The organism is Neorhizobium sp. T7_12, from assembly GCF_002968535.1.
GTDB lineage: Bacteria > Pseudomonadota > Alphaproteobacteria > Rhizobiales > Rhizobiaceae > Neorhizobium > Neorhizobium tomejilense.
This window is the reverse complement of the sequence record NZ_PVBK01000003.1, coordinates 54,621-75,324: the sequence shown is the minus strand read 5'-3', so window position 1 is coordinate 75,324 and position 20,704 is coordinate 54,621. Positions and strand designations below refer to the sequence as shown.

The following is a 20,704-nucleotide window of genomic DNA, read 5'->3' as shown; positions in this document are numbered from 1 at the left end:
TGCCGGATTGCCACCGCGAACCTCTGACTGAGACCATTCCGCTGCTTGGAATGGCCCGCTCGACCGCAAGCCTTGATGGCCGTCAGCCCGTGCCAGCAAGCCAGCGTTCCTCGCCCTCATGAAAAGCGCTGAGTTGGTCCGGCTGATCGTCGCCCAGCAGATCGGATTTTACCGTGACCCCGCGCGTGTGCTGGATATATGCCAGGAACTTGTAGGAGGGACGCATCGTCGACAGGACGGACCAGTCGATGGGAAGTGTCTCCGCCGGGTTGACGGGCTTGACGATATCCCTCTCGAACAGGACTTCGAAGGTGAGGAGCTTCCAGATCCCGCCCTCTCGCACGGCACGGGAGAAGAACCGGCAGAAGACATGAAGATCGATCTCGACGCCGTCAGGCCTCGCGCGGTTGAAGATCATCGCCGGGCTTTCCACCGTTGCCCGGTCCCCGGTCACTTGCGCAAAGGCGGGAAACACCCAGTGTTTGCTGTTGCCGGTCGCCTTCATCCACTCGCGCGTCGCGTCCACATAGGCCTGGCCACCGCGTCCCTCGTACCAGCTTGTCCGGATATAGGCGTCGCGGTGGAAGCATGCGCTCATCACGTCAAAACGGCGCTGGTCACGGGCAAAGCGTTCGCGGCGCACGAGATCGAAGAGCTCCTCCCTGTCTAGGAGGGCCTTTAGGCGCGTGCCGTCGTCCTGTTGCATAGGGAACTCCTGGAAGTTGGTGCGTATGTCGGTCGTGGGTGCCGATCAGTCGGCTTCCTGCAGCCCTTCCTCGCGCACTTTGCGAAAGCGCGGCGACACGATCGACAGGAGCAGCAGGGCGGCGACGACCAATGTTCCGAGACTGAGGGGGCTCGTGAAGAAGACGCTTGCATCCCCGTGGGAGATCAAAAGCGTCCGGCGCAGATATTCTTCCGCCATGGGACCAAGGATCATGGCGAGGATGAGCGGCGCGGGCTCTGCTCCCATCCTCTTGAAGAAATATCCGAGCACGCCGAACAGCGCCATCATGTACACGTCGAAAACGCTGTTGTTGATGCTGTAGACGCCGATTGCCATGAAGACGCAGATCGTCGGGAACAGAAAATGGTATGGCACCGAAATCAGCTTTGCCCACATGCCCACCAGCGGAAGGTTCAGGAAAAGCAACATCAGGTTGCCAAGCCACATCGACACGACCAGGCCCCAGAACAGGGCAGGCTGCTGAGACAGGATTTCCGGCCCGGGCTGAACGCCCTGAACGACCAGCGCTCCGATCATCAGAGCCATGGTCGCGGTTCCCGGAAGGCCGAGCGTCAGCATTGGTATGAAACAGGTTTGCGCTGCGGCGTTGTTGGCGGCCTCTGGTGCGGCTACCCCCTCGATCGCACCCTTGCCGAATTGCTCGGGATGTTTCGAGATCTTTTTCTCAAGAGCATATGCCGAGAAGGACGCGAGCAGGACGCCCGCGCCGGGCAATACTCCGAGCAGAACCCCGATACCGGTGCCGCGCAGGATCGGCGCGGACATCCGGCGCCAGTCCTCCGCCGTCGGGAACAGGCTGCTGACGGGCGCGACCCCCACCACCCGCAAACGTTCGTTTTCCAGGTTCATGAGGACGTCGCCCAGACCGAATATGCCCGTGGCGACGACGACGAAATCCAGCCCGTCGAGCAGGTAGGGCGAGCCGAACGTATACCGCGCGGCCCCTGTATTGATGTCGGTTCCGATCATTCCCAGGATGATGCCGAACAGCGCCATGCCGAAGGCTGTCAGCAGCGATCCGCTGGTCAGCACCATCGAGGTGATGAGGCCGAGCATGATCAATGAGAAATATTCCGCAGGCCCGAAGGTGAGGGCAAGGCTTGCCAGCAGTGGCGCTGCTATCACGATGAAAAGTGTTCCCACCGTGCCGGCGAAGAAGCTGCCGATTGCGGCCGCCGCCAAGGCGCGCCCGGCTTTGCCCTGTTTTGCCATCTGGTGCCCGTCGAGCGTGGTGACGACGGATGAAGCCTCTCCTGGAAGATTCATCAGGATCGCAGTCGTCGAGCCTCCATATTGCGATCCGTAGAAGATGCCCGCCAGCATGATCAGCGCTGTGTCGACCGGCAGACCGAACGTGAACGGCAGGAGCATGGAAATGGTCGCGATCGGCCCGAGGCCGGGCAGGACACCCACCGCGGTGCCAAGAAGCACTCCCGCAAAACAATAGGCGAAATTGGACAGCGTCGTTGCCGTCGAAAACCCCAGGAGAAGTCCATTGAAAATGTCCATGTCAATCCTGCAAAGCGATTAGAAACCGAGAACCCGTAGCCAGCTTCCCACGATGGGGATGGGTAGGCCGAGGAGTTCGATGAAGACGACGGAGCAGAGCGCGGCAAAGGCGAGAGACCCTGCGACGGCCTTCCATCCGATCTGAAACTTGATGCTCGTCGCCGCGGTCAGGATCGTCAGCAGGAGAACGGCCAGCGGCAACCCGAGGGTCTCGACCGCCAGCCCGAAAATCACGACCGCGCCGGGGATCAAAAAGAGCGGCTTCCACCGAATGGCCGGCAGCATTTCCGGCCGGACGAATTGCGAACGAAAGAGGACGAGGAGGCCCGTCAACACCAGCAAGCTCGAAATGATGACAGGAAAATAACCCGGCCCCATCCGACCTGATGTGCCGAAGGGGTAACTCATCGCAACTGAAACGGACACGACGCCGAAAACAACGAAAAAGAGTCCCAGTAGAACGTCTTGGCTCAGCTTCATCCGAGGCTCCCATCCAAATGTTGTTCAGTCGATTTGCAACTATGCGCGCTCATTTGTCTGTCCAACAAGCGGACCAATACCCCTCGCCACGTCGCAGGTGTTCACAATACAAAGCCGGCTCAAGCTGGCAATGTCGCAGGCAACCTGTTTCGCCAGACGATTGACCAATGATGCGGAAACAGCGGGAAGGCAGGGCCCCCCCGAAGGCGCCGCCTGTGAAAATATCTGCGGCTTCAGCGGCTAGAGATGGCGGCCTTCGTCGACCGGTATGACGATTCCCGTCGAACTGGTGAGGTTGACGATGCAGGCGGTCACTGCCCGCGCGACATCGTCGGGAGCGGTGATCCTGGCCAGAGGAAGGCGTTCCGCGACTTTTTGCAGTTGGTCCCGGGTACGGTGAGGAACAAAATCCGTATCCACGCCGGCGGGCGAAACGGAGAAAACGCGAACTTTGGGTGCCAGCACCTTGGCCAGCGCAATTGTCAGCGCATCCAATCCGCCCTTCGCCGCAATATAGGCCAGGCTGCTTCCCACGCCGGTCCGGGCCGCGATGGAGGAGATATTGACGATGGCGGCGTTGTTGCCTTGTTCCAGCATCGGGCGGAACGCCCGAACCATTGCGAAGGGGCCTCTGAGGTTTATCGCTACCGCGCGATCGAATATGTCGTCGGTGAGCACGTCGAGGTCGTTTGCCGCGACCGGGGTTGTCGCACCCCCGCAGTTGATCAGGGCATCGAGGCTGTCGAATTTTTCGCCGACGGCGACGGCTGCCTCGGCGACGGATGCCGGATCGTCGATCGCGATGCGCAGGGCGCTGTGGCCGCTGCCATGAAGGCTTTTGACGACGTCATCAGCTATCTCCGGGCGGCTGTTGTAGCCGACGACGATGGTGGTGCCCATCCGGGCGAGCCGCGCGGCGATCGCGCGCCCGATCCCGCTGTTTCCACCGGTCACGAGCGCAACTCTTGGAACTGCCAGTTCCGGAACTTCGATCAATGGCATTTTTCCTCCCGAAAAGACCTGCCGACAATAATTTTAAGCCGAGTATTCCTTGAGAGCGGCGGCGGCGGCCGATCGGATGAAGCCATGGTCGCTCGATACCAACATCGCACTCGCGCCGAGTTCGGCCGCAAAATTGAAGTCGGCCTTGCTGGTCGGCAGCATCATGAGCGGAATATCGGCCTCTCGTGCCGCCGCCGCGACCTGCCTGCTGATTTCTGCCACCTTGGCGCCGGCCTGCGGATCGTCTCGATGTGCTGCCGTCAGATCTCCCCGGCCGATGAACAAAGCGTCTATGCCGTCTACCCTGGCGATATCCGCCGTCCGGTCAACGGCTTCAAAATCCTCGATCATGGCGATGCAGGCGACCCGGCTGTCCTGCAGCGACATATGATGCACCGCGTCGATACTTCCCCAGTTGCTGGCGCGCGTCAGCCCGGCAAAACCTCGGCTACCTCCCGTATATCGGCAGCTGCGTGCAATTGCCCGAGCCTTTTCGACCGTGCTGACATGCGGGACCATGATCCCCATCGCGCCCGAATCGAGCGCCGACAGGATGTTTGCTTCGCTGAATTCGGCGATGCGCACCACGGGCGCGATATTCGATGCACGAGCGGCAAAGATCATCAGGTCGGTTATGTCGCGCCCGAGCGCGGCATGCTCCTGGTCGATAACCACGAAATCATAGCCGATCGCCCCTAATATCTCGACCACCTGCGTCGTGGGAAGCTTGAGGAATGTGCCGAGCATCCGTTGGCGCGTCAGCAGTCGTTCACGGAATGCGGTAAAATCGGGACGCTGTTCTGTCATCGGGGCCACCTTTCGATACCGATCCCTAGCCATTCCCTTGTCAGGAACGAAGGCAATTGCGGTCCCGTTTCTCCCTGCGAAACATTCCCCACCCGGATGGCGTTTCTTCTCGCGAAACGGCCGACGATAACGATTGTGATCCGCAGCTTCTGGTGCGAGCCAATGTCTCAGGACAGCGCGACTTCATTCGCGCGTGACGCTCAACGAGGAACACAAAAGCCTTGGCCAATCCGACCATTATAAGCTGCGCCGTCACAGGCAATATCACGACGATCGACCAGACCCCCTATCTGCCGGTCACTCCGGAGCAGATCGCCGCTGCCTGCATCGATGCTGCGCGGGCGGGCGCTGCGATCGTTCATATCCATGTGAGGCATCCGGACGGCAGGCCCAGCATGGAGTTGCAGCACTACCGCGAGGTTGTCGAGCGCCTGCGGGCAGCGGACGAGGACGTGATCATCAACCTGACGACCGGCCCCGGCGGACGGTTCGTCCCCAGCGAAGACGAACCGCGGATTTCAGCGCCCGGGACCACGCTGATGCGACCGGAGCATCGGGTCGAACATATCGCTTCCCTGCGGCCGGAGATCTGCAGCCTCGATTTCAACACGATGTATTCCGGTTCTTCCGTCGTCATCAATACGCCCCGCAATCTCGCAGTCATGGCGGACATCATTCGCAATGCGGGCGTACTGCCGGAGATCGAAGTATTCGATACGGGAGACATCCAGCTCGCCAATCAGTTCCTTCGGGAGGGGAGGCTGGCGGAGCCGGCGCTATTCCAGATCGTGCTCGGAGTGCGTTACGGGGCAATCGCCACGCCGGAAACGCTGATGTACATGAAGTCGCTTCTGCCGGCAGGCGCTCATTGGGCGGCCTTTGGCGTGGGGCGTTGGGAATTTCCGATGCTGGCGCAGGCCTGGCTTCTGGGCGGCCACGTTCGGGTCGGCCTGGAGGATAACATCTATCTGGAAAAAGGTGTCCTCGCCGCGAGCAACACCGTGCTCGTGGAGAAAGCCGTGCGCATTTTAAGAGAGCTGGGAGGCACCATCGCGACCGCCGGCGAGGCGCGAGAAATTCTAGGGCTGAAGAAGCAGCTGCCGAAGCCACGCTAGATCCTGGCGGCGGTGCATGTCGCTCGGCCGGCTCCGCCGGAACGCGGGCCGCAGCCCTGCCTCAATGCCATCCGGTCTCCTGGCACGGGGCCAGACGATTTCGACTACGGCCAGCTATTTCTGGCAGAAAAGCGGAGATGCCAATGTACGTTCAGAGTGACCCACGATCCAATCTGTCCAATGCTGCGAAACCAAGCGGCACGAAGGTGCACAACAGCTATTTCGGCTCGCAGCTTGCCCTGTTCTACGAAACCGCGCCCCAGATCGCCGATGCCAACGGCGACACATGGATCAGCCGTGGACAGAACTTCGTCGTCGCATACAGCAACGCGAAAGAGGGCGGCATCTTCTCACGCCGGTCGCAGCCCGATGAATATGCCTTGATCATTCCCGACAAGGAGACTTCGGTCGAAATCACCACCGCGGAGGGAACCACCGTGGTTCCGGGCTATTCCGTCGCCTTCGTGCCGCCGGGCGACAGCTCCATCCGGGTGTCGACGGGCGGCAGCGTCGTTCGCCTTTTTACACCGAAGTCGGGGGATCTGGCGCGCGCCGCTTCGAACGCGGATGCCTTCCTCGGCGCGCATCCCAATGTTCCCCCCTTCGAAGCCTGGCCCGAGCCGCCCGGCGGGCTGACGTTGAAGTGGTATACGCTGGAGGTTCCGGACGATCCGTCCCGGTTCGGGCGCATCTACCGTTGCACCACGTTCATGATCAACTATCTATCGCCGCGCATCGGCCCTCGCGAGCGGGACAAGGTGTCCCCGCACCATCACGATGATTTCGAGCAATGCTCGCTGGCGTTAAGCGGTTCCTTTACGCACCATCTGCGCTGGCCCTGGACTACGAACATGAACATCTGGCGGGAGGACGAACACCTCTACTGCGAGTCGCCGTCGATCTGCGTTATCCCACCGCCCGCGATCCACACGACAACCGCTGAATCCGCCGGCGTCAATCAACTGGTGGACATCTTCGCGCCGCCGCGGATGGATTTTTCGCAAAAGCCGGGCTGGGTCCTCAACGCGGACGATTACCCGATGCCCCAGGTCTAACCGTCCATCGGCCCGCCGTCGGCTCCGGGTCTCAGGTGTCGGCGGCGGCTATGGAACGGTATGGGCAAGCGCCGGATCGACGGCAAGGACAACTTTGCCGATCTGGCGGTTTTCGTCGAGAATGCGATGAGCCTCCCGCACTTGCCCGAACGGGACGACCTGATGAATGCGGGTGACAATGCGGCCGTCCTCGAGCAGCGGCCAAACGTGGTCGACCAGGTCTTTTGCAAGCCGTCCCTTGTAGGAGGGTGGCCTTGGTCTCAGCGTTGATCCGGTGATCGTCAGCCGTCGGCGAACCAGCGTGCGGATGTTCACCTGCGCCATGCTGCCTTGATGGCTGGCGATGAAGACGAGCCGGCCGTCGTCCTTCAAGAGGTCCAGCTGGCGCTGCGTCTCGGTTCCGGCTTGCCCGTCCAGGATGACATCGACCCCTTCACCGCCGGTCAGGTCGCGGATCTGTTCATCCCAGGCACCGCGATAGTCGACCGCGGCTTGCGCGCCAACGGCCTTGCAGACCGCCCTCTTCTCGTCGGTGCCGGCGGTTGCAAAAACGGTTGCGTGCCGAAGCTGCGTGGCGATCTGGATGCCGGCCATCCCAACCCCGCTGGTGCCGCCCTGGATCAGCAGGGTCTCCCCGTATTCCAGTCGCGCCAACCAGATCAGGTTGTTCCAGGCCGTGAAGAAGACTTCCGGAAGCGAAGCAGCCTCTATGAAGCTCAGGCCTTTCGGGATCGGCATGCATTGCACGGCCGGCGCCACGCAGAACTCCGCATAACCGCCGCCGTTGACGAGTGCGCAGACCAGGTCTCCTGCCCGAAGCCCGTCTACGCCTTCACCGACGTCGTCGATGACCCCGGCAACGTCGAGACCGGGAATTTCGGAGGTGCCTGGCGGCGGCGGATAAAGACCGCGCCGCTGCTGGACATCCGGCCGGTTGACCCCGGCCGCGACGACACGGATCAGCACTTCCCCGGCCTGCGGCCGCGGCCGCGGTCGTTCAATGATCCGAAGAACTTCAGGCCCGCCCGGGCGTTCGATCTCGATGACTTGCATGTGCTGGGTCAGCGGAATGGAATGGTCACGTCGGCAATCCGACCAGCTTGGCCGGATTGTCTGCAACCATGGTCCGCACCTCCGTTTCGCTGAAACCCAATGCCAGGCAGAGCTTGATCGCCTGGCGCATGCCTTCCACCGGCGTGGGGTTGTCGATCTGCCCGAGATCCGAGCCGATCGAGGAATGTTCGACGCCTGCAGCCAGGATGTGCTCCCTGAATTCCTCCGGCGTATAGGTGTTGAAGCGGGAATCGACATAGAGGCCGGCGGACTGTTCGATGAGGGCGCCCAGTTGAGCCAGTTCGCGAACGTCGTCGGGGGTGAAGTGGAGCCCGTACATCGGATGATTGACGAGCAGGCGCTTGACGCCGCGAGCCCGCGCTTCATCGAAGAGCTTCCAGATCTCCCAGACATGCAGATGTCCGGAGGACAGGATGGCATCGAATTCCGCAATCATGTCGAGGATCTGCTTCACCTCGTCCAAAATATTCCCATAGGCATCGAGAGGCGTCAGCGCCGGCGAATGTCTAAGCTGGACATTCGAAGCAAGCCGCGTCTTGCGATGCGCGCTGCGGATGTGATTGGCTGCCTGTGCAGTTGGCATCCAGATCAGCTTCGCGCCCATTTTCAGTTGGGCATCGACGACGAACGGGTTCAATCCCCCTGTCGAATTATTGAGCACGAGGCCGCTGAACATCGACAGGCCACGGTCTCCAAGCAGCCGCTCCATCATCGGGATCACCGGCGCGACCGAATAATGATGGTCCTTGAACAGAAGCCCGCGCATACCCGCCGCCGCTGCCTCTTCGGCGGCCTCCATGTGGTCGAGTTTTCGGGGCATCGTCGAGGGGCCGGAGTGAACGTGAAGATCGACTGCGCCACGCAGCAAGCGGCTGGCCAATTCATCGTCAACACCGGCGATAAGCTTTCTGACTTCCTGTCTATTGCGGTTCACATCGTCTGCCGAAGCCATGGCAATCTCCTACTTACATCCTGGACCTCCCTAAAGCTTGACTCCAGACCGCGACAACCTATCATCCCCGGCATTTCGCTAGTCGAAATAGCCATCTAGATTCTACGGGAGGAGGATCCATGGGCATTCGAGCAATCGAACGCGCGATGAATGTTCTGCAAGAGCTGAACCTTCACCCAATCAATACAATTGCCCAACTGCATGCCCGGACAAAGCTTCCGAAACCTACTCTCGTTCGTATCCTGCGGACGCTCGAGGAAGCCGGATATGTGGAAAATGATACAAGGCAGGGCGGCTATCAGGTCAGCGGGCTGGTGACGTCCTTGAGCTCCGGCTTTCACAAGGGACCGCTGGTGGTGGAAGCAGGGCGTGCTTGGGCCATCGCAATGACCCGCAAACACAAATGGCCGATAGCGATAGCCCTGCCGGACTATGACGGGATGGTGGTGCGCTTCAGCACGGTGCCGGACAGCTTTATTTCGCCGTTTCACAGTACGGTCAACAAGCGTCTCTGTCTGCTTACGCGCGGACTGGGCCTCGCTTACCTTGCCTTCCTCGACAAGGATGAATTCGACCTGATCATCGACGTGCTGAAAAGGTCGGACGATCCGGAGAACGCGCTCAGTCATCATCCGGCCGAACTGAAGCGGGTCGTCAGCAAGGTCCATCGAGACGGCTATGCCACCCGGTCGTCTCTCGTGGAGCCAAAGAACTCCAATACCATCGGCGTTCCAATCCTCGGCCATGGTGGGCGGGTCCTGGCGAGCATAGGACTGACCTACTTCAAGTCGGCCTTCGGCTCGGAACGGGAAGCTTGCGAACGCTACGCTCCGATCCTGCAGTCGGCCGCAGCTGCAATCTCGGAAGATCTGGACCGCCTCTCCAACAGTTTTGCCACCTGATCCGCTAGCGTCGTCTGCCGGACCGCGACCGAAAGGACATGCTGAACCGTCTCGGCAAGACCTGTTGTCAATTGGCGGTCATATCAGCGGATACGGCCGCTTTTCAGGACATGTTCGGTGCCGTTGCGGACATGCCGCGTCAGTATATCCTGAGCGCCGCCGACATCCCGTTTCATGGCAAGCTCGAAAAGCCGCCGGTGGTCGTCCACCACCGGTTTGCCGCGAAAACTTTCGGCCAGCAGATGGTAACGCAGGAAGCGGTCGAAGACGGATGAGAGCGACGCCATCAGCGTCTCGGAATTGCAGGCCGAGACGAGAGCCTGATGAAATTCCCAATCGTAACGTACCCAATCGACGGTGCGTGAGGCGTCGCCTTCGAGAAGCTGCCGCTCGATCGCCGAAAGCTTGTGATGCGCCGCGACGATCCGCGCTTCCCAGTCGAGATCTCCCGTTGCGAAGGAGAGGCCGATCGCATGGCTTTCGAGCAGGATGCGAAGGTCGGCCAGTTCCAGGAGTTCCTGCCGGGACGCAGGGCTCACTTCGAACCCGCGCTGCCCTTCGGCGATAACGAGGTTCTCCGTGGTGAGCCGGCTCAATATTTCCCTGAGCGTCGAGACGCTGACGGAATAACGCTCCTTGGTCTGCTCCAGCCTGATTTTGGAACCAGGGGGCAGGGCGCCGGAAATGATATCCTGGCGTATCCGCCGAAACACGGTCTCGCCGATCGTCTCGGCTGCCTCTTTTCCTGATTTCAGCATGTTTCCCCCTTTGAGCTGATCGTATATAGCTGATGAAGAAGAAAATACAGGGCAGAACGCCTTTAATATGATGATTTGCGATTTCATCCTGAAAGACCGGGAAGTCAGGCAAAGAGAGAATTGACTTATACGAACTATTTCGTACAATACGAAGGTGCGGCGTTCTCGGGAGGAATGGCTTGCACAAGGGAGGCTTCGTCGCAGGTAAGCGGCGCGCCGTGAGGAGGAGGAACCAGCCCATGACATTCGATCTGACCCGCCGACACTTTCTCGGCGCCACATTGGCAACCGCCGCCCTGTCCGTGCCGGCGCTGGCACAGGACAAGCCGGTCCTGAAGTTTTCCGCGGTATTTTCCGAACAGGATATTCGCGCCCAGATGACCAAGATGTTCGCCGAGGCGATCGCCGGCTCGTACAAGCTGGAGCCTTATTACGGCGGCACCCTCTTCAAGCAGGGCACCGAGCTCGTCGCCATCCAGCGCGGCAATCTGCAGATGGGCAATATCGCTCCGCAGGATATTTCCAACCAGATCCCGGAATGGTCGGTGCTCACCTCGGCCTACCTGTTCCGCGACGCGCAGCATGTGACCAAGTTCTTCCAGAGCGAGGCCGGCGCGGAATTCAAGAAGATGGCCGACGAGAAACTCGGCGTTCATATTCTCGGCCCGACCTATTTCGGCGCCCGACAGATCGGTTTGAAGCCGAACAAGAAGATCACCACGCCCGCGGACATGGCGGGGATCAAGCTGCGCATGCCGGGTGGCGATGCATGGCAGTTCCTCGGCGCCGCGCTCGGGGCCAACCCCACGCCGATGGCCTATGCCGAAGTCTATACCGGTCTGCAGACCGGCGCGATCGACGGCCAGGACAATCCGCTGCCGAACGTCAAGAACATGAAGTTCTATGAAGTCATGTCGCAGATCGTCATGACTTCGCACCTCATCGGCTACGATCTGCTCACCATTTCCAGCAAGATCTGGAAAGGCATGAGCGCCGATCAGCAGAAGTCCTTCCAGGCAGCCGCCGACAAGGCGATGAAGTGGAGCGAGGACCAGCACCTTGCGCAGGAGAAGACGCTGGTCGACGAATTTAAGAAGGCCGGCCTCAATATTTCCGAGCCGGACATCGCCGCCTTCCGCAAATTTGCCCAGGAGAAATACCTGGCCTCCGATCTTGCCAAGTCCTGGCCGAAAGGCGTCCTCGAAAAGGTTGCGGCAATCTGAAAATAGCCCGCCCATGGGCGGGCTCCTCACAAATGCGGCGGCAGGCCGGAGCGGTTAAACGCCCGGCCTGGTGGCCGAACCTCCGGGGGAGGGGGTAAATGAATTCGAAACTTATCGCTGCCGGCGGCTGGCTGCGGCGCCGCGCCGAAAATCTCCTGGCACTGATGCTGCTCGGGATGTTTGTCGCCTTCGTTCTGCAGATCGTCTTCCGCTACATCCTGAACCTGTCGGTTGGCTGGACCAACGAGATCAGCGTCGTGTTGTGGATCTGGATCGTGCTGTTCGGCGCTGCCTTCGTGGTGCGGGAAGTGGAGGAGATCCGCTTCGACTTCTTCTGGGCTGGCGCCGGCGACAGGGCGCGGCGGGTGATGCAGATCATCTGCGCCATGGCGCTCGTCGTCCTGTTCGGCATATCCCTGCCGGCGGTGATCGACTACGTGACCTTCATGAAGGTGGAAAGCACCGCCTATTTGAAGATCCGCTTCGATTACCTCTATTCCATCTACATCGTCTTCGCTGTCGCAATGATCGTGCGTTACATCTGGCTTGGGGTGCTCGCGGTTCGCGGCAGGGCGCCCGAAACCTTTGATCCCACCAAGGCGGGCTCGGGCGTATGAACTTCACCAGCCCCTTTTCGATCGCGCTCGTCGTCATCACGGCGCTCGCCTTCCTTGGCCTGCCGATCGGCCTTTCCATGATGTGCGGCTCGATCCTCTACCTGCTTCTTGCCGGAGCGGACATGGGCACGGTGGCCGAGCAGTTCCTGAACGGCATGTATTCGAACTACCTCATCCTTTCGGTGCCGCTCTTCGTGCTGGCCGCGGAGTTCATGAATATCGGTTCGATGACCGAACGGCTGCTGGCGTTCTGCAACGTGCTGGTCGGCCGTTTCCGTGGCGGACTGGCGCATATCAACATCGTCCAGAGCATCATCTTTGCCGGCATGTCCGGGTCGGCGATCGCCGATGCCGCCGGCAGCGGCCGGATGATGCAGAACATGATGACGCGGGACGGGCGTTATACGCCAAGCTACGCCGCGGCGCTGACGGCCGTCACCTCCGTCATCGGTCCGATCATTCCACCCTCGATCCCGATGGTCATCTATGCGCTCGTGTCGGATGCCTCGATCGGCTACCTTTTCCTTGCAGGGATGGTGCCTGGCCTGCTGATGGCCGGCCTGCAGATGATGCAGGTGGCGATCACCGCGCGGCGCAAAAATTTCCCGGTCGAAGATCCGGTGCCGCTGCGGGATATTCCCCGCATCACCTGGCGGGCCTTCCCGGCCTTGATGATGCCGGTCGTGCTGCTCGGCTGCATCTATTCAGGTATTACGACCCCGACCGAAGCCGCCGCGCTCGCCGCCGCCTATGCGCTGGTCATCTCGCTGGTCATCTATCGGAGCATCAGCTTCGGAGCTTTCTACGATTCGCTGTTGCTCAGCGCCAAGTCGACGGCGTCGATCGGCATGTTGATCGCCGGTTCCCTCGTCTTCAACTATGTCGTGACGATCGAAAATATCCCGGACACGCTGCGGGTGCTGTTGACCAGTTGGGACCTGACGCCCACCGGCTTTCTCATCCTCGTCAACGTCCTGCTGCTTCTGCTCGGCTGCGTGCTGGAAGGCACGGCGATCCTCCTGATCATCGTGCCGGTCTTCATTCCGACCGCCCAGGCACTCGGCATCGATATGGTGCATTTCGGAGTCGTGGTGGTCGTCAACATCATGCTCGGCCTTGTCACGCCGCCTTACGGGCTGCTGCTCTTCATCATGACGAACATTTCCGGTGTGCCGGTGAAGGACATCATCAAGGACGCGGCACCCTTCATTTTCTGGATGGTGGTCAGCCTGATCATCATCACTTTCGTGCCGGACGTCGTCCTCTGGCTTCCGCGCCTAATGGGTTATCAGGGGTGAACCGATGAAACCGATCTATATTCTCAACGGTCCGAACCTCAATCGGCTCGGGAAACGCGAGCCGGAAATCTACGGCACCACGACGCTTGGCGAAGTGGAGGCGTGGTGCCGGGAGGCGGCGGGCGAACGCCCGGTCGAATTCCGCCAGACCAACAGCGAGGAAAAGCTGATTGACTGGGTGCATGAGGCGATCGACGAGGGTGCGGGGATCATCATCAACCCTGCCGCCTTCACCTTCACGTCGCTGGCGCTCCTCGATGCGTTGAAGATGTTCGAGGGGCCGATCATCGAGTTTCACATCAGCAACGTCCATCGCCGTGAACAGATCTATCACAACTCCTATGTCTCCATGACGGCGACGACGGTGATGGCCGGCCTCGGGGCGACAGGTTATCCGCTGGCGGTAAAGGCCCTGGAACAGCTGATCGAAGAAAAGAGACGATAACCGGTCGAGCGGCTCGCGTTCGGGTAAATAACGCTCTCGGCCCAAAGGCTAATATTGACAGGCAATGTATACAGACTTATTGCTGGTATAACGGCGTGGAGGGGGAGCGGCAGGCCGGCGGTTTTCTTGGCAGTGCAGGGCATGCCTTTTTTATCCCGGTTTTTCTTGCGGTTTGGATGTCTGGCTCGAAGTTGGTCGTTTGCGGGAGCGGTTTTTGGCAAAACGCGACGTAAGAGGCGGGTTTGTATACACGGATTTGTGAAATCCAGGCCCAGCTCTCGGGAAACGCCTAGCCACGTTCAGCCGGCTGACGAACGCGGAAAATAGTCGGGCGCCAAACTGTCGCGCCCGTTGACTGTTGATCGCGATGTCTCCGATATATCCGACAGGCTGTGATGGGCCGGACGCCGCAAGGAGGACGCGGTCTGTCACCAGGAGCTTTGAGAACAGTTCGTCTTTGAGGAGGAAAGAGAATGATTACCAGAAGAACATTGATGGCTGCGGCCGGTCTCGCCATGGGCGGCCTCGTTGCAATTCCGGCATCCGCGCAGGAAACGGTCAAGATCGGCCTTATCCTGCCGATGACCGGTCCGTTCGCGTCCACCGGCCGTCAGGTCGAGGCGGGTGTGAAGGCCTATATGGCGCTGAACGGCGATACCGTCGCCGGCAAGAAGATCGAAGTCGTGCTGCGCGACGACGGCGGTGTCGCCGACCAGACCCGCCGCATCGCCCAGGAGCTCGTCGTCAATGACGGCGCCAAGATGCTGATGGGCTTCGGCCTGACGCCTCTCGCCATGTCGGTGGCGCCGGTTCTCAACCAGGCGAAGATCCCGGCGATCATCACCTCGGCCACGACCTCGGCGATCATGCCGCAGTCGCAGTATTACGTCCGCACCTCGATGGGCGGCCCGCAGTCCGCCGTTCCGGTGGCCACCTGGGCAGTGCAGAACAACCTGAAGAAGGTCGTGACGCTGGTCTCCGACTACGGTCCGGGGATCGATATTGAGCAGGGTTTCACCAACCAGTTCAAGAAAGACGGCGGCACGATCGTCGAGGCGATCCGCGTTCCGCTGGCGAACCCGGATTTCGCCCCCTTCCTGCAGCGCGTCCGTGACGCCAAGCCCGACGCGGTCTTCGTTTTCGTGCCGGCCGGCATCGGTGCGCAGTTCATGAAGCAGTATGTCGACCGCGGCCTTGCCGACGCCGGCATCAAGCTGATTGCCACCGGCGACGTCACCGACGACGACCTGCTGAACGGCATGGGTGCGGTCGCCAAGGGCGTCATCACCGGCCATTTCTACTCGGCCCTGCACGACAGCCCGGAAAACAAGGCTTTTGTCGCCCAGGTGAAGAAGGCCGCCAAGAACATGCGCCCGAACTTCATGGGCGTCGGGGGTTATGATGCCATGACGCTCGCCTATCTGGCGCTCAAGAAGACCAATGGCGATACCGACGGCACCAAGCTCATCGAAGCCATGAAGGGTGCCACCTGGGTAAGCCCGCGCGGCCCGATCACCATCGATCCGGCCACCCGTGATATCGTCCAGGACATCTACATGCGCGAAGTCAAGGAAGTGAACGGCGAACTCTACAACGTCGAATTTGCGACCTTCCCGAAGATCAAGGACCCGAACGCCAAGTAAGGCGGAATGGAACTTTCGACATGTGAATGGCGGACCGAGGTCCGCCATTTTTGGTATCGAGTCTGCTAACGGCCCGATACTGGACTGTCGTGGCGTTGCCCGGCTTGTTCATGCTAGCCATGCTTGGTTTTCAGCATCGCGCACCGGAAGGGAAATAGCCGTAATGAAGTGCTTGCGGATCTATGCCACCCCCGATGGTGAATCCCATTTCGACGAAATTGAACTGCCGACAACCAAGAGGTCGGTGCACCCCGATGCCGTGCCTTTCGACGTGACGGCCAGTTATCCGGCGTCCCGGGTCCGCCTCACCCATATCCCGGCAGGCATGCGAGAGGTTGCCTGGCATACGGTCCCAGAGCCTGTGCTTACGGTCAGGCTGGATGGTTCGGTCGAATACGAGACGAGCGACGGAGAGGTGCGTCACGTTCAGGCGGGTAGTTTCGTGTTGGTGGAAGACACATACGGCAAGGGGCATCTGTCACGCCATTCTCCAGAGGCGCAAACTGTCATCTGGATTTCACTCCCGAACGGCCTTGAATTGCCGTCCGCATAATCTGTGCGGCTTACAAGGTCATCCAGCCACCGTAGGAACCAGAAAACATCGTAGAAGATGGATCGGTACCGATGGATCGAGATTGGCGGTTCTTCCGTTGTTGTCGTATGCATGGGTCCGACAAATGGCGGGCCAGGGTGCTCCATGCGTCGCGGGTGCGCCCTACCAGACGGAGTTTGAGATTGAGTGTTGCCTTCACCAAGGAAGAGAGTTCCGAAACTGCTTCGGAAACCCTGCTGCCGGATCGTCCGATTTCGCCGCATCCGAACCTCGTGACGGAAGCGGGACTGAAGGCCTTGGAATTGCAACTCCGGCGGGCGCGCGAGGCCTATGGCGCGGCGAGCGCGATCGAGGACGTCAATGAACGGCGGCGCCAGCAGGCCAATCCGCTGCGCGATGCGCGCTATTTTGCAGCGAGAGTTCACACGGCCCAGCTTGTTCCAGATCCGACGTCGTTCGAGAATGTCGCCTTTGGCAGCACGGTGACCTTCAGCCGCGACGATGGGCGCGTGCAGACCTATCGGATCGTCGGAGAGGATGAAGCGGACCCCAAGACCGGATCGATTTCCTTCGTTTCGCCGGTCGCAAGGCTGCTGATGGGCAGGGCTGTCGGAGATGTCGTCGAAGCCGGCGGTCGGCAACTGGAGATTCTCGCAATCTCCTGAAGTGCTCATATAGCCACTGTATACGTGTTCAAACGGGCGGATGGTGGGTTGAGCAGGCGTCCGGCAATGGTTATCAGGTGCTGACTGCAAACCGACCTTCAGCGAACCACAAGGCGCATCCCGGCATGACCCCAGATTTTCTCGTCACCCATTCGGGTGGCTTCCATGCCGACGAACTGCTGTCGAGCGTCGTCCTGACCCGGCTTTTCCCAAAGGCTCGGATCGTTCGCAGCCGGGCGCCCGAATGGATCACGCCCGGTGCCGACCGCATTATCTACGATGTCGGCGGCGCCTATGACGCTGTGGCCCAGATCTTCGATCATCACCAGCGCGGCGCGCCGCTGCGCGACGATGGCCAGCCCTACAGCTCGTTCGGACTGGTCTGGAAGCACTATGGCCGTGACTACCTCGCCGCCCTGGCCCTTCCCGGGGCTCATATCGAGACTTTGCACGCCTCTTTCGATACGAGCTTCGTGCTTCCGGTCGATCTGATGGACAATGGTGCGCTCAGCCCCTCGATTGCGGGGCCGCTGGCCGGGCTCACTCTGCCATCCCTCCTGGAAACCCTGAAACCGGTGTTCGACGAAAAGGACCCGGAAGCAGAAAACCGCAGCTTTCACACGGCACTCGCCATTGCCCGCAGTTTTGTCGAAGCAAGGATTGCCCAGAGCGCTGCCAAACTGCGGGCCGAGGCACTCGTGCATCAGGCGATCGTCGATGCGGGCGAGGGGCGTATTCTGGAATTGCCGACGGGAATGCCGTTCCGCCCGGCGATCGTCAAGGCCGGCGCCGATCATCTGTTGTTCGTCGTTCATCCGCGCGACAAGGACTGGTGCCTTACGACCATCCGCCGAGCGGACGAAGGTTTCGAGGTGCGCGCCGATCTGCCGGCGGCCTGGGCCGGCCTGACCGACCGTGATCTCGAGGCAGTCTGCGGCGTCGAAGGCGCCAGCTTCTGTCATAATGGCCGGTTCATCGCCGCCGCCAGGACCCGCGACGCGGCGCTCGCGATGGCGGAGTTGGCGGTCCGGGAAGCCGTCGCCAACGGGGTCAAGTAAACGCGAGAAGGGGCGGCAGCCGAGGGAGACCTGTTGGGCCGGGCTTCCGCTTCCGGCGCCAAACAGATGTGCTAGAAGAACCCATCATGAGTTCCTCGCGGTCCGCTTCCTCATCCACCATCCTGCATCATAGCCTCAGGCATCTGAGGGCGTTCCTCGCGGTCGTCGATACCGGCTCTGTGACCAGGGCGGCGGAGCTCTGCTTCGTCTCCCAGCCGGCCGTCACCCAGGCGCTGTCGAAGATCGAAAAGACCGCCGGCCTGCCGCTGTTTTCCCGCACGCCGCAGCGGATTTTTGCCAATGGTGCCGGCGAGATCCTGGCGCTGCGCATCAAGCGCGCCTTCGGATACCTTGATCCCGCCTTGTCGGAACTGTCGCCGAGACTGCGGGTGACGGCGACGACCGCGCAGCTTAAGTCGCTGATCGCGGTTCGGGAAACCGAGAATTTTACGCTGGCGGCGAGCCGGCTGGGTCTCAGCCAGCCGGCGGTCTATCGCGCCGTCAGTCAGCTCGAGGAGGAGGCTGCGCGTCCGCTGTTCGAACGGACATCCTACGGCATCGTCGCCACGCGTGCGGCCCATGCGCTCGCTCAGGCGGCAAGGCTCGCCTTCGTCGAGCTCGAACAGGCGAATGCCGATCTTGCGGAACTGACGGCGGCCGAGGTCGGCCAGATCGTCATCGGTGCCACACCGCTTGCCAAATCCTATGTGCTGCCGAAGGCGATCGCCGGTTTCCGCAAGATCCGGCCGAACCTGCCGATCCAGATCCAGGAGGGGCCCTACCCGGACCTGCTGGGCGCTCTCCGCCGTGGCGAAGTGGATTTCATGCTCGGCGCACTTCGGGTGCCGGCGCCGATCGGCGATGTGGAGCAGAAGGTGCTGTTTCACGACACGGTGGTCATGGTTTCAGGGCAGGCGCATCCGCTAGCCGGCCGTGAGGCGCTGACGGTCGAGGAGCTTGCCGCCTTCCCCTGGGTCGTCAACCAGAGCGGCACGCCGATGCGCCGGTATTTCGACAGCGTCTTTGCCGGTTCGCCAAGCGGGCCGCCGAAGAGCATCGTCGAGACCGGCTCACTGATCCTGATGCGCGAGCTCCTGGATTCCAGCGATCATCTCGGCTGCACATCCCGTCTCCAGGCGGAAGCGGAGATCGCCCGCGGGCTGATGCGGGCGCTGCCTTTCGACCTCAGCCACACATCGCGGCCGATTGGAGTGACGACGAGAAGGGACTGGCTGCCGACGGCCGCGCAGCAGGCGTTCCTGGAGCTTCTGCCCACCTGGTCCGATCGGCCGCTATAACCATAACTTATGAGTCCGGCAGATGAACTGATTGAGCGTGGCGACGTGGCCGGGCTAAGGTGCAAATGTGCCAGGCAGGTGGAGAGACTGGTGTTGGCACGGGGGTCGTCGTGTCGAGGCCCATGGAGGTTGACGAAAAGTTGAAAATGGTGGGACGTCGAAGTATCTCGCCCCGTTGACTGACATATCGGCAGTCAACGATATAGGCTACCGGTTTTTGGCGGGCCTGGGCTGACGTCCGGCAAGGCCTCCATAAGAAAATTCTGCACTCGGAGGAGGAAATTACATGCTGAACAGAAGAATGCTCATGGCAGCGGCGGGCGTAGCGCTCAGCTGCCTTGCTGCCATTCCGGCAGCCGCCCAGGAAACCATCAAGATCGGCCTCATCCTGCCGATGACCGGTCCGTTTGCGTCGACCGGTCGTCAGGTTTCGGCCGGCGTCAAGACCTTCATGGCGATGAAGGGCGACACCGTCGCCGGCAAGAAGATCGAGCTCGTCATTCGCGACGACGCCGGCACGGCCGACCAGACCCGCCGCATCGCCCAGGAACTGGTGGTCAACGACGGCGCCAAGGTTCTTGCGGGCTTCGGCCTGACACCGCTCGCCATGGCGGTCGCGCCGGTCGCGACCCAGGCGAAGATCCCGTCGGTGGTCATGGCAGCCGGCACGGCCTCCATCACCAAGGCATCGGAATACATCACCCGCACCTCGGGCACCCTGCCGCAGTATTCGCTGCCGGTCGGCACCTGGGCTGCCGCCAACAAGATCAAGAAGGTCGTGACGCTGGTTTCCGACTATGGTCCGGGCATCGATGCCGAAAAATGGTTCACCAAGGAATTCAAGGCCAAGGGCGGCGAGATCGTCGAAGCCGTCCGCGTACCGCTCGCCAACCCCGATTTCGCGCCCTTCCTGCAGCGCGTCCGTGACGCCAAGCCCGATGCCGTCTTCGTCTTCCTGCCGTCGGGTGCCGGTTCGCTGTTCATGAAGCAGTTCGCCGACCGTGGCCTCGCCGATGCCGGCATCAAGCTGATCGCGACCGGCGACGTGACCGACGACGATATCCTCAACTCGATGGGCAAGCCGGCAATCGGCACCATCACCGGCCATTTTTATGCCACCGCGCATGACAGCCCGGAAAACAAGGCCTATGTCGCCGCCTTCAAGAAGGCCAATGCCGATATGCGCCCGAACTTCATGTCGGTCGGCGGTTACGACGGCATGGCGCTGATCTATGCAGCGCTCGAAAAGACCAAGGGCGATGTCACCGGCCCGGCCTTCATGGCAGCCGTCAAGGGCCTCTCCTGGACGAGCCCGCGTGGTCCCGTCTCGATCGATCCGGAAACCCGCGACATCATCCAGAACATCTACATGCGCGAGGTCAAGGACGTGAACGGCGAGCTGCAGAACGTCGAGTTCCAGACGTTCAAGGATCTCAAGGATCCGGAAAAGGCAGACGCCAAGTAAAGTCGCTTTGCAAACGGACGGCGGGAGACTGCTTCCG

General features: G+C 61.0%; 21 protein-coding genes. 13 read left to right on the top strand and 8 right to left on the bottom strand.

Annotation, left to right across the window (positions count from 1 at the left end; genetic code table 11):
* Positions 1 to 82: 82 nt before the first annotated feature.
* The 5 genes from C5J26_RS09355 to C5J26_RS09335 all read right to left on the bottom strand — a co-directional run bounded on the left by C5J26_RS09355 (position 83) and on the right by C5J26_RS09335 (position 4,546).
* Positions 83 to 706, bottom strand: a complete 624-nt coding sequence (locus tag C5J26_RS09355) for a nuclear transport factor 2 family protein (protein WP_105401520.1) — start codon at positions 704 to 706, stop codon at positions 83 to 85.
* A 45-nt stretch (positions 707 to 751) separates the two neighbouring features.
* Complete coding sequence (locus tag C5J26_RS09350; RefSeq protein ID WP_105401519.1) at positions 752 to 2,257, bottom strand: tripartite tricarboxylate transporter permease; 1,506 nt, start codon at positions 2,255 to 2,257, stop codon at positions 752 to 754.
* Positions 2,258 to 2,275: 18 nt separating this feature from the next.
* A complete protein-coding gene (locus C5J26_RS09345; protein ID WP_105401518.1) occupies positions 2,276 to 2,737 on the bottom strand; it encodes a tripartite tricarboxylate transporter TctB family protein in 462 nt (153 codons plus the stop codon).
* A gap of 240 nt (positions 2,738 to 2,977) precedes the next feature.
* Positions 2,978 to 3,739 carry an SDR family NAD(P)-dependent oxidoreductase gene (locus tag C5J26_RS09340; RefSeq protein WP_105401517.1) on the bottom strand — a complete coding sequence of 254 codons (762 nt, stop codon included), beginning with the start codon at positions 3,737 to 3,739 and terminating at the stop codon, positions 2,978 to 2,980.
* A gap of 33 nt (positions 3,740 to 3,772) precedes the next feature.
* Positions 3,773 to 4,546, bottom strand: coding sequence for an HpcH/HpaI aldolase/citrate lyase family protein (locus C5J26_RS09335; RefSeq protein ID WP_046631892.1), 774 nt, complete (start codon positions 4,544 to 4,546; stop codon positions 3,773 to 3,775).
* A gap of 221 nt (positions 4,547 to 4,767) precedes the next feature.
* Between C5J26_RS09335 and C5J26_RS09330 the strand changes: the two genes are divergently transcribed.
* Positions 4,768 to 5,661 (top strand): 3-keto-5-aminohexanoate cleavage protein, encoded by an 894-nt coding sequence (locus C5J26_RS09330; RefSeq protein WP_105401516.1) that lies wholly within the window; start codon positions 4,768 to 4,770, stop codon positions 5,659 to 5,661.
* A gap of 143 nt (positions 5,662 to 5,804) precedes the next feature.
* Positions 5,805 to 6,716: a hypothetical protein gene (locus C5J26_RS09325; RefSeq protein ID WP_105401515.1), complete on the top strand. Its 912-nt coding sequence runs from the start codon at positions 5,805 to 5,807 to the stop codon at positions 6,714 to 6,716.
* Between the two features lie 48 nt (positions 6,717 to 6,764).
* Here C5J26_RS09325 and C5J26_RS09320 read toward each other — a convergent pair whose 3' ends face one another.
* Together C5J26_RS09320 and C5J26_RS09315 are read right to left on the bottom strand one after the other, a co-directional pair.
* Positions 6,765 to 7,769, bottom strand: coding sequence for an NAD(P)H-quinone oxidoreductase (locus C5J26_RS09320; protein ID WP_105401514.1), 1,005 nt, complete (start codon positions 7,767 to 7,769; stop codon positions 6,765 to 6,767).
* 25 nt (positions 7,770 to 7,794) lie between these two features.
* Complete coding sequence (locus C5J26_RS09315) at positions 7,795 to 8,742, bottom strand: DUF6282 family protein (protein WP_046631901.1); 948 nt, start codon at positions 8,740 to 8,742, stop codon at positions 7,795 to 7,797.
* Positions 8,743 to 8,861: 119 nt separating this feature from the next.
* Between C5J26_RS09315 and C5J26_RS09310 the strand changes: the two genes are divergently transcribed.
* Positions 8,862 to 9,644 carry a helix-turn-helix domain-containing protein gene (locus C5J26_RS09310; protein ID WP_105401513.1) on the top strand — a complete coding sequence of 261 codons (783 nt, stop codon included), beginning with the start codon at positions 8,862 to 8,864 and terminating at the stop codon, positions 9,642 to 9,644.
* Positions 9,645 to 9,727: 83 nt separating this feature from the next.
* Here the strand turns inward: C5J26_RS09310 and C5J26_RS09305 are convergent, their stop codons facing one another.
* Complete coding sequence (locus tag C5J26_RS09305) at positions 9,728 to 10,402, bottom strand: GntR family transcriptional regulator (protein WP_105401512.1); 675 nt, start codon at positions 10,400 to 10,402, stop codon at positions 9,728 to 9,730.
* 239 nt (positions 10,403 to 10,641) lie between these two features.
* On the opposite strand from C5J26_RS09305, the gene dctP reads away from it, so the two are divergent.
* From dctP to C5J26_RS09255, 10 genes are all read left to right on the top strand, one after another.
* Positions 10,642 to 11,625, top strand: a complete 984-nt coding sequence (gene dctP, locus C5J26_RS09300) for a TRAP transporter substrate-binding protein DctP (protein ID WP_105401511.1) — start codon at positions 10,642 to 10,644, stop codon at positions 11,623 to 11,625.
* 98 nt (positions 11,626 to 11,723) lie between these two features.
* Positions 11,724 to 12,242, top strand: a complete 519-nt coding sequence (locus C5J26_RS09295) for a TRAP transporter small permease (RefSeq protein WP_105401510.1) — start codon at positions 11,724 to 11,726, stop codon at positions 12,240 to 12,242.
* The gene (locus C5J26_RS09290; protein ID WP_105401509.1) at positions 12,239 to 13,540 is read left to right on the top strand and encodes a TRAP transporter large permease; all 1,302 of its coding nucleotides are present in this window, start codon (positions 12,239 to 12,241) and stop codon (positions 13,538 to 13,540) included. Before C5J26_RS09295 ends, C5J26_RS09290 begins: the two co-directional genes overlap by 4 nt.
* Positions 13,541 to 13,544: 4 nt before the next feature.
* Positions 13,545 to 13,985, top strand: coding sequence for a type II 3-dehydroquinate dehydratase (locus tag C5J26_RS09285; RefSeq protein ID WP_105401508.1), 441 nt, complete (start codon positions 13,545 to 13,547; stop codon positions 13,983 to 13,985).
* Positions 13,986 to 14,458: 473 nt separating this feature from the next.
* Entirely contained in the window at positions 14,459 to 15,628 is a 1,170-nt protein-coding gene (locus C5J26_RS09280; RefSeq protein WP_105401507.1) for an ABC transporter substrate-binding protein, read from the top strand.
* A gap of 163 nt (positions 15,629 to 15,791) precedes the next feature.
* Positions 15,792 to 16,181: a hypothetical protein gene (locus C5J26_RS09275; RefSeq protein ID WP_105401506.1), complete on the top strand. Its 390-nt coding sequence runs from the start codon at positions 15,792 to 15,794 to the stop codon at positions 16,179 to 16,181.
* 182 nt (positions 16,182 to 16,363) lie between these two features.
* Positions 16,364 to 16,846 carry a transcription elongation factor GreA gene (gene greA / locus C5J26_RS09270; RefSeq protein WP_105401505.1) on the top strand — a complete coding sequence of 161 codons (483 nt, stop codon included), beginning with the start codon at positions 16,364 to 16,366 and terminating at the stop codon, positions 16,844 to 16,846.
* A 125-nt stretch (positions 16,847 to 16,971) separates the two neighbouring features.
* Positions 16,972 to 17,904 (top strand): MYG1 family protein, encoded by a 933-nt coding sequence (locus C5J26_RS09265; protein ID WP_105401504.1) that lies wholly within the window; start codon positions 16,972 to 16,974, stop codon positions 17,902 to 17,904.
* 86 nt (positions 17,905 to 17,990) lie between these two features.
* On the top strand, positions 17,991 to 19,202 hold the full coding sequence (locus C5J26_RS09260; protein ID WP_105401503.1) for a LysR family transcriptional regulator: 1,212 nt from the start codon (positions 17,991 to 17,993) through the stop codon (positions 19,200 to 19,202).
* Between the two features lie 286 nt (positions 19,203 to 19,488).
* Positions 19,489 to 20,667 (top strand): ABC transporter substrate-binding protein, encoded by a 1,179-nt coding sequence (locus C5J26_RS09255; protein ID WP_046665960.1) that lies wholly within the window; start codon positions 19,489 to 19,491, stop codon positions 20,665 to 20,667.
* Positions 20,668 to 20,704 lie beyond the last annotated feature (37 nt).